11 protein-coding genes are annotated in these 7,358 nt (G+C 57.5%); 7 read left to right on the forward strand and 4 right to left on the reverse strand.

The window, feature by feature from the left end:
* Nucleotides 1-49: 49 nt before the first annotated feature.
* A complete protein-coding gene (locus ACXWUF_RS15455) occupies nucleotides 50-1,273 on the reverse strand; it encodes an ABC transporter permease (RefSeq protein ID WP_458495547.1) in 1,224 nt (407 codons plus the stop codon).
* Nucleotides 1,270-1,986 (reverse strand): ABC transporter ATP-binding protein, encoded by a 717-nt coding sequence (locus ACXWUF_RS15460; protein ID WP_458495548.1) that lies wholly within the window; start codon nucleotides 1,984-1,986, stop codon nucleotides 1,270-1,272. The genes ACXWUF_RS15455 and ACXWUF_RS15460 overlap by 4 nt, the downstream gene beginning before the upstream one ends.
* 173 nt (nucleotides 1,987-2,159) lie before the next feature.
* Between ACXWUF_RS15460 and ACXWUF_RS15465 the strand changes: the two genes are divergently transcribed.
* The 7 genes from ACXWUF_RS15465 to ACXWUF_RS15495 all read left to right on the forward strand — a co-directional run bounded on the left by ACXWUF_RS15465 (nucleotide 2,160) and on the right by ACXWUF_RS15495 (nucleotide 4,746).
* Nucleotides 2,160-2,495 carry a hypothetical protein gene (locus ACXWUF_RS15465; RefSeq protein ID WP_458495549.1) on the forward strand — a complete coding sequence of 112 codons (336 nt, stop codon included), beginning with the start codon at nucleotides 2,160-2,162 and terminating at the stop codon, nucleotides 2,493-2,495.
* A 100-nt stretch (nucleotides 2,496-2,595) separates the two neighbouring features.
* Complete coding sequence (locus tag ACXWUF_RS15470) at nucleotides 2,596-2,805, forward strand: hypothetical protein (RefSeq protein ID WP_458495550.1); 210 nt, start codon at nucleotides 2,596-2,598, stop codon at nucleotides 2,803-2,805.
* A 147-nt stretch (nucleotides 2,806-2,952) separates the two neighbouring features.
* A complete protein-coding gene (locus ACXWUF_RS15475; protein WP_458495551.1) occupies nucleotides 2,953-3,180 on the forward strand; it encodes a DUF433 domain-containing protein in 228 nt (75 codons plus the stop codon).
* A gap of 2 nt (nucleotides 3,181-3,182) precedes the next feature.
* Nucleotides 3,183-3,548: a DUF5615 family PIN-like protein gene (locus tag ACXWUF_RS15480; protein ID WP_458495552.1), complete on the forward strand. Its 366-nt coding sequence runs from the start codon at nucleotides 3,183-3,185 to the stop codon at nucleotides 3,546-3,548.
* 118 nt (nucleotides 3,549-3,666) lie between these two features.
* On the forward strand, nucleotides 3,667-3,918 hold the full coding sequence (locus tag ACXWUF_RS15485) for a type II toxin-antitoxin system Phd/YefM family antitoxin (RefSeq protein ID WP_458495553.1): 252 nt from the start codon (nucleotides 3,667-3,669) through the stop codon (nucleotides 3,916-3,918).
* Between the two features lie 119 nt (nucleotides 3,919-4,037).
* A complete protein-coding gene (locus ACXWUF_RS15490; protein WP_458495554.1) occupies nucleotides 4,038-4,355 on the forward strand; it encodes a nucleotidyltransferase domain-containing protein in 318 nt (105 codons plus the stop codon).
* A complete protein-coding gene (locus ACXWUF_RS15495; RefSeq protein WP_458495555.1) occupies nucleotides 4,348-4,746 on the forward strand; it encodes a HEPN domain-containing protein in 399 nt (132 codons plus the stop codon). The genes ACXWUF_RS15490 and ACXWUF_RS15495 overlap by 8 nt, the downstream gene beginning before the upstream one ends.
* A 255-nt stretch (nucleotides 4,747-5,001) precedes the next feature.
* On the opposite strand, the gene kefC is transcribed toward ACXWUF_RS15495, so the two are convergent.
* Together kefC and ACXWUF_RS15505 are read right to left on the reverse strand one after the other, a co-directional pair.
* Nucleotides 5,002-6,777 (reverse strand): glutathione-regulated potassium-efflux system protein KefC, encoded by a 1,776-nt coding sequence (gene kefC / locus ACXWUF_RS15500; RefSeq protein ID WP_458495556.1) that lies wholly within the window; start codon nucleotides 6,775-6,777, stop codon nucleotides 5,002-5,004.
* Nucleotides 6,770-7,315, reverse strand: a complete 546-nt coding sequence (locus tag ACXWUF_RS15505) for an NAD(P)H-dependent oxidoreductase (protein WP_458495557.1) — start codon at nucleotides 7,313-7,315, stop codon at nucleotides 6,770-6,772. Before ACXWUF_RS15505 ends, kefC begins: the two co-directional genes overlap by 8 nt.
* Nucleotides 7,316-7,358: the final 43 nt, after the last annotated feature.

Genomic DNA, 7,358 nt, shown 5'->3' on the forward strand with positions numbered 1-7,358 from the left:
ATACAGCTTCTCGTGGGCTAAAGCCCACTCCCACGGCTTCTTTTCGATGCTACTGATACCTTAACGCCTCAATCGGCCTCAATCCCGCCGCCTTCCGGGCCGGATAGAACCCGAAGAAAATCCCCACCGCCGCCGCCACGCCGAACGCCAGCATAATCGACCACAGCGTGACGACCACCGTCATGCCCGCCAAACTAGCGGTCAACCACGCGCAACCGAACCCCAAGGCCGCGCCGATGAAGCTCCCGGCCAGCGAGATAATCAGCGCCTCCACCAAGAATTGCAGCAGGATGTCCCGCCGCCGTGCGCCTATCGCCATGCGGATGCCGATCTCGCGGGTGCGCTCCGTCACCGACACCAGCATGATATTCATGATGCCGATGCCGCCCACCAGCAGCGACACCGAGGCAATCGCCCCAAGCATCGCCGACATGGCCTTGGTCGTCCCGGCGGCGGTTTGGGCCAGCGCGGTGAGGTTCCGCACCGTGAAATCATCGTCCTGGCCGGGCCGGATGCGGTGCCGCTGGCGCAGCAGGTCCGCCATGTTGCGTTCCGCGCCGGGCATGACCTCCGCCGATTTCGCCTTCACCATCATGAAGCGGATCATGCCCGGAAACTGGTTGCCGAATAGCTGTCGCTGCGCCGTGGTCAAGGGCACCATGGCCGTGTCGTCCTGATCGCGCCCGTCCAAGCTCTGCCCCTTGGGCGCCAACACCCCCAGCACCAGGAACGGGCTGTTCTTCACCCGCACCGTCTTGCCCACCGGGTCTTCGTCGCCGAACAAATTCCGCACCACGGTCTGGCCCAACACGATGACCCGCGTCGCCGAGCGCACGTCGCTGTCGGTGAACGTGGTCCCGGCCACTGGATACCAATCGCGGACCTCGAACGACTCCGGCGTGGTGCCCGCAATCATCGTGGTCCAGTTGTTGGGTCCGTAAATCACCTGGGCGTTGTTGGGAAAGATCGGCGCGACGGCGGCGATTTCGGGCAGTTCGCCGATGGCGGCGGCGTCGCTGGCGGTGAGGGTCGGCACGGTGCCGCCGCCCATCCGCACCCCGCCGGAGGTGGACGAGCCGGACAGCACGATAAAGAGGTTGCTGCCCATGGACGCGATGGATTCGCTCACCATGGCCTGGGCGCCCTGCCCTATCGCCAGCATCAGCACCACCGCGCCGACGCCGATAATCATCCCGAGCATGGTCAGGGCGGTGCGCAGGCGGTTGGCACCCATGGCTTGCAGGGCTTCGGCGAGGATGTCGGACAGGCTCATGGGCGGGCCGCTCTCAGCACGTCGTCCACCGGCCCGTCCCCGGCGATGTGGCCGTCCACGATGTGGATGAGCCGCTGGGCGTGGCGGGCGATGTCGGGTTCGTGGGTCACTAGCACGATGGTCAAGCCTTGGTGGCGGTTGAGGTCTTCAAACAGGGCCATGATTTCTTCGCTGGTGTGGGTGTCGAGGTTGCCGGTGGGTTCGTCGGCCAGGATGAGTTTGGGCGAGTTGGCGAGGGCGCGGGCGATGGCGACGCGCTGTTGTTGCCCGCCGGAAAGTTGGGTGGGCCGATGCTTGGCCCGGTGCGCCAGTCCGACCCGGCCCAGCATTTCGACGGCGATGGCCTCGCGCTGGGCGCGGCTGATGCCGGCATAGATGAGCGGGAGGGCCACGTTGTCGCCGATGCTTTTGCGGGGCAGCAGGTTGAAGCCTTGGAACACGAAGCCGATGAGTTGGTTACGGAGCGCGGCGAGTTGGTCCACGTCGAGGTGGGCGGTGTCGGTGCCGTTGAGGAGGTAATGGCCGGCGGTGGGCACGTCCAGGCAGCCTAGGATATTCATTAAGGTGGATTTACCGGAACCAGAGGGTCCCATGATGGCGACGAATTCGCCGGGGTATATGGCGAAGTTTAGGCCGTGCAGGACGGGGAGGGATTCGCCGTCGCCGAAGGTGTAGTTTTTGGTTAGGGATTTGGCTTGGATTAGGGGGGGCATGGGGTTGGTGTATTTAAAGATTTAGGCCAAACTGCAATTGTTATACAAATAAGATTTTCGTGAGATAATTAGACTTATGCGTGAAACGAGGCATTTTTAGGGACTCCAGTGTACCTCAATTGATCGCAGACAAACCCACATAACTAGCAACCTCAAAGCAGCCGGAACCAATCATGACTTTTTACAAAAGTGAAGCATACGAACATGGCCTTAATTCTGACGATGGCTTTTTATCGAAAAACATTATAAATATGTTAAACGGCTATAGCACCGAATATAAAATAGAATTTTTGGAGGGGCGTATGTGCAGATTATCATACCAAGGCTATGGACCTACACCGGCAGCCTTATTTATAGGTGAGGAAGCAAGGAAATTAGGGCTTCCGCGTGAAGAAGTTTATGAAAAAGTTATTACTCCACATGATGCTCAGATAGAACCCCTTGGCGTAGAGGACTGGGAGTTACGCACTAGCTTTAACAATGGATACGATGGAGATATTGATATTTAACATGCTATCAGGTCGAAACTGCGGCAAAAATGTAATCGCATCTTTTAGCGTATTCCCAAGCCGGAGCTTGGGAACCAGCATAAGTGGAGGATTTACGAAAATGGCTAAACGTGACGAATTACGGCCCGAATACAAACTGGAAGATTTAGGTATTGGCGTCCGTGGGAAACATTACGAAGAATATGCCGCATCGCTCCAACCAGAAAAGTTTGATTATACCGACTGGCGGCAAGACCTTTTTGAAGGCATGAGCGGACGCGAAATAAGCCAGAAAGCCATGGAATATCAACAAGTGCTGAAAGGCAAGTAATCAAACCCCCGCTTAGGAATGCAGTCTTGGAAGCCCTAGCTTCCCGTGTCCGAACGCTCAGAAAGCTAGAAGCTCTCCGGGTTTTGAGTTCCCAAGCCAGAGCTTGAGAACCAGCATAAACGCAACTAAACCCAAATAGGAAACCCCATGAAATTCCCCGAACTGGACAGAATCACCATGGACCCCAATGTCATGGGCGGAAAACCTTGTATCCGTGGCATGAGAGTCACCGTCGGCACCATTACCGGCCTTGTCGCCTCATCTGCCTCATTCAAAGAAATATTGGAGCTATACCCTTATTTGGAAGAGGAAGATATCAAAGCCGCATTATCCTATGCAACATGGCGCACCGAAGAATATGATATGGCACTGTAAGCATGAAGATTCTTCTGGACATGAATCTATCGCCACTTTGGGTTCCGTTTCTGCAAGCGGCGGGATATACCGTCAAACATTGGAGCGAAATCGGCGATATTACCGCACCGGATACGGAAATCATGGAATGGGCACGGCTCAATGGCTATATCGTATTCACCCATGATTTAGATTTCGGTGCCCTACTCTTCGCAACAGGCGCGACGGCCCCGAGCGTCATTCAAATAAGGACCGAAGACATTCGGCCAAAAAGCGTCGGTAATATGGTTTTACTTGCGCTACAAAAAGCAGAAAATGAAATCAGACAGGGCGCATTGGTGAGTATTGACCCAAAGAAAAACCGAATCCGGCTGCTGCCTTTGAAGTGATAGCCCAAGCTCTAGCTTCCCGTGCCCGAACGCTCGGGAAGCTAGAAGTTCTCCGAGTTTCGGGTTCCCAAGCCGGAGCTTGGGAACCAGCCCCTTACTTACCTATCGAGGTAAACCCATGCACCCAATACTCGCCTCATTCAGCGCCAGCCTCGCCGAATTAAAGAAAAGCCCCACCGCCCTTTTGGACCAAGCCGACGGCGAACCCATCGCCATTATCAACCATAACCTACCCATGGCCTATCTAATCCCGGCAGAACGTTATGAGCAACTGATGGAAAAACTGGAAGATTATGAATTAGGCGAAATCGTCAAAGCAAGACAGGCCGAAAAACCGTTAGCCGTGGAAGTGGCGCTTGATGACTTATAACCTATCGCTCCCACGCCTCTGGATAAGGACGGGCCGCAAAGCGGCCAAACCTGCATTCCCACGCAGAACGTGGGAACGATTTCACGATTTCATTGGTAAGCAACACGGATCATTGAGACATGAATCACCCGAATCAATTAATCCCGGAAATCGTTAATCGACTAATCCAACAATTCCAACCAGAATCCATCTTCCTCTTTGGCTCACACGCCTGGGGAAATCCCGACTCAAATAGCGACCTGGATTTACTCGTCATCGTTCCCCAAAGCGATGTTTCTCCGACCAAGCGAGCGTCCATCGCCTATCGCTGTTTACGCGATATTCCCTATCCTCTGGATATTCTGGTAAGAACCCCAAAAGAAATTGACCGATTCGCGCAAGTACCCAGCTCCCTAGAGCATCAGATACTATCGCAAGGGAAACGGCTTTATGGATGAAAAAGCCACCTTGGTAAAAAACTGGCTAATTAAAGCGCAACACGACTTGATAGCGGCAAAAAAGCTAAGTCTCGATTTAGGAATATGCCTGGATGTGGCTATTTATCACTGCCAACAAGCAGGCGAAAAAGCCATAAAAGGCTTTTTGGTTTTCCACGACCAACCATTTCCAAAAACCCATGACCTGAGATTGCTTGCTCAATTAGCCCTTAGAATTGATTCCAGGTTTGAACAACATCAAGAGGCAGCGGAAATATTGACGCCTTACGCTACGGAGTTTCGCTATCCAGGCGATATTTTGGAACCTACAGCGGAGGAAATGCGGGAAGCCCTTGAAAAAGCGGAGGGGCTTCTGGATGTTGTTACTTTGCTAATAAATCAGCCCGCGTAGCCTAGGTTCTGTTGACGTAAGCGCGAAAAGCGCCAAGAAACATGGACTTACGTTTTTAGGGGCGGCGGCTAACCGTCTGTTTCAAAAACCCATTTTTCCTTACGTCAACAGAACCTAGGTAAACCACAATAAAATAGAAAAAGTAGGATGGGTAGAGCGCAGCGAAACCCATCAATTCCAGTCATTCGAAACGGGGCAATAATCCTCGTGTTCATCCTACACAAATTGGTTATCGCAGCATTCGAGAAATTCAACTCACCGCCAAGAATCCCGCCCCGCCCCCGAGTGATAAGCCTCCCGGTCAGCATTCAGCGCTTCTTCCAATTGCTGCCGGGCCTCCCGCATCACTGAAATCAACTCCTCCTCGTCGCCCCGCGCCTCAAAGCGCTTGTTGAGCGTCCGCAAATCGTGGGCGCGGAATTTCAGCGCGGCCTGGCGGGCGGCGTGCGGCCCAAAGCCCAATTGCACCAAGGCTTGCTCGCCGAGTAACAAGGCCGACTCGAACACCTCCCGCTGAAAAAACGGCACGTCCCGCTCGATCAACTCGAAAGCGTGCTGCACATTGCGCACCCGCGCCAAGATGACGAGATGCGGAAACGCCTGCCTCACGGCGTCGATGGCGACAATGATGAGCTTGGCCTGTTCCGCGCCTGCCGCCCGCAGCAGGTCGAGCCGGGTGGCGTCGCCGTAAAACACCTTGTGGCCGAAGCGGCGGATGGTGTCGATGTGGATGGGATCGTGGTCGAGGATGGTCACGCCGATCCGGTGCGCGGCCAGCAAGCGCCCGATGATCTGCCCGAACCGCCCGAACCCGGCGACGATGACTGGATTGCCCTCGTCCTCCGGCGCGTCGTAGGCGGGCTTGCGCCGCCCTGAGAAAAACGGCTCGATCCACCGGCCATGCAGGCTGAGCAAGAACGGCGTGGTCATCATCGACAAGGCCACCACGGCGGCCAAGAGGTCCGCGATGTCCGCCGGGATGATGCCTTGCGCCTGGGCCGTGGTGTTCAGCACGAAGGCGAATTCGCCGCCTTGCGACAGCAGCATCGCGAAAAACCAGCGCTGCGCCTTGGGCACCTCGAACCACCAGCCTAAGCCCCACAGGATAACCAGCTTCACCGACACGAACACCGCCACCAAGGCCAGCAGGATTTGCCAATGGCTTTGAATCAGCGCCAAATCCAGCGACATGCCGATGGCGATGAAGAACAGGCCCAGCAGCAAACCCTTGAACGGCTCCAAGTCGGCTTCCAGGGCGTGGCGGTATTCCGATTCGGCCAGCAGCACCCCGGCCAGGAAGGTGCCCAGCGCCATGGACATGCCCACGGCGTTCATCAGCAAGGCAATGGCGATGACGATGAGCAGCGCGGAAGCGGTGAAGATTTCCCGTTGCTGGGTGATGGCCACGAACCGCAGCAGCGGCAGCAGCACGAACCGCCCGCCCACCACGATGCTCACAATCACCGCCGCCGCCTTGGCCGCGCCGGGCCAATCGAAGCCTTCGGCGGCGGCCTGCTGCCCCAAGAAGGGCAACAAAGCCAGCATGGGGATGACGGCCAAATCCTGAAACAGCAGGGTCGCGAAACCCAGCCGCCCCGCCGGGGTGGCTTGTTCGTTGCGTTCGGTGAGGATTTGCAGGGCGATGGCGGTGGACGAGAGGGACAGGCCCATGGCGGCGATCACGGCCACTTGCCAGTCCATGCGGAAGGCCAGCGCCAAGCCCGCCAGCAGGGCCGTGGTCGTCAACACCTGCAAGCCGCCCAGGCCGAAAATCGGGCGGCGCATTTCCCACAGCCGCTGGGGCGCCAGTTCCAGCCCCACCAGAAACAGCATGATGACCACGCCCAATTCGGCGAAGTGCATCATTTCTTCCCCCTCGGCAATCAGGCCCAGCCCGGCGGGACCGATGGCCAACCCCGCCAGCAGATAGCCCAGCACTGAACCCAGCCCCAGCCGCTTGGCGAGGGGCACGCAGACCACCGCCCCGACCAGGTAAATCAGGACGTGCTGCAACAGCAATGGCTCATGCACGGCGCGCCTCCGGCCCGGACAGGGCGACCAGTCGTTCCCGGAAGGCCAGGGCGTGGCGGGCGATGCGGTCCGGGTCGGCCTCGTGGGCACCGTGGAACACCATCGGCTCCAGCCAATTCATGCCGCAGAAGCTGGCGGTGATTTCAAAGGGCTTGAGCAATTCGGCCATGGTGGCGCGGCCCGGCACGCCGGGGGCGTAGGCGGTGGCGGGCATTCCGGTGGTGACGCTGTGCAGCCAGCGCTTGCCGCGCAGGGCCGCCTCGCCGCTGCTGTGGGCGAAGTCTTGCTCCAGGACTACGTCGATCCATTCCTTTAATAGGGCGGGGCCGCTGTACCAGTAGAACGGGTGCTGGAAGACGATGAGTTCTGCGGCGCGGAGGAGGGTTTGCTCGCGGGCCACGTCCACGTAGAAGTTGGGGTAGCGGGCGTAGAGTTCGTTGACCGTGACGGCGGGCAGGTCTTGCAGCGCCGCCACCAGGGCGCGGTTGACCCGTGAGCGTTCGGGATAGGGGTGGATGAGTTGGACGAGGATGGACATGGCAGGCGGGGGTCGGGCTGGCTATGTTTTGGATCATAGCATG

It is taken from the genome of Methylomagnum sp. (genome assembly GCF_054333355.1).

Excerpts from the sequence above, each read along its gene's own strand:
- ACXWUF_RS15505 (WP_458495557.1), bottom strand. The coding sequence starts at position 7,315 with ATGTCCATCCTCGTCCAACTCATCCACCCCTATCCCGAACGCTCACGG.
- ACXWUF_RS15455 (WP_458495547.1), bottom strand. The coding sequence starts at position 1,273 with ATGAGCCTGTCCGACATCCTCGCCGAAGCCCTGCAAGCCATGGGTGCC.
- ACXWUF_RS15495 (WP_458495555.1), top strand. The coding sequence starts at position 4,348 with ATGGATGAAAAAGCCACCTTGGTAAAAAACTGGCTAATTAAAGCGCAA.
- ACXWUF_RS15485 (WP_458495553.1), top strand. The coding sequence starts at position 3,667 with ATGCACCCAATACTCGCCTCATTCAGCGCCAGCCTCGCCGAATTAAAG.
- ACXWUF_RS15475 (WP_458495551.1), top strand. The coding sequence starts at position 2,953 with ATGAAATTCCCCGAACTGGACAGAATCACCATGGACCCCAATGTCATG.
- ACXWUF_RS15490 (WP_458495554.1), top strand. The coding sequence starts at position 4,038 with ATGAATCACCCGAATCAATTAATCCCGGAAATCGTTAATCGACTAATC.
- ACXWUF_RS15460 (WP_458495548.1), bottom strand. The coding sequence starts at position 1,986 with ATGCCCCCCCTAATCCAAGCCAAATCCCTAACCAAAAACTACACCTTC.
- ACXWUF_RS15470 (WP_458495550.1), top strand. The coding sequence starts at position 2,596 with ATGGCTAAACGTGACGAATTACGGCCCGAATACAAACTGGAAGATTTA.
- ACXWUF_RS15480 (WP_458495552.1), top strand. The coding sequence starts at position 3,183 with ATGAAGATTCTTCTGGACATGAATCTATCGCCACTTTGGGTTCCGTTT.
- ACXWUF_RS15465 (WP_458495549.1), top strand. The coding sequence starts at position 2,160 with ATGACTTTTTACAAAAGTGAAGCATACGAACATGGCCTTAATTCTGAC.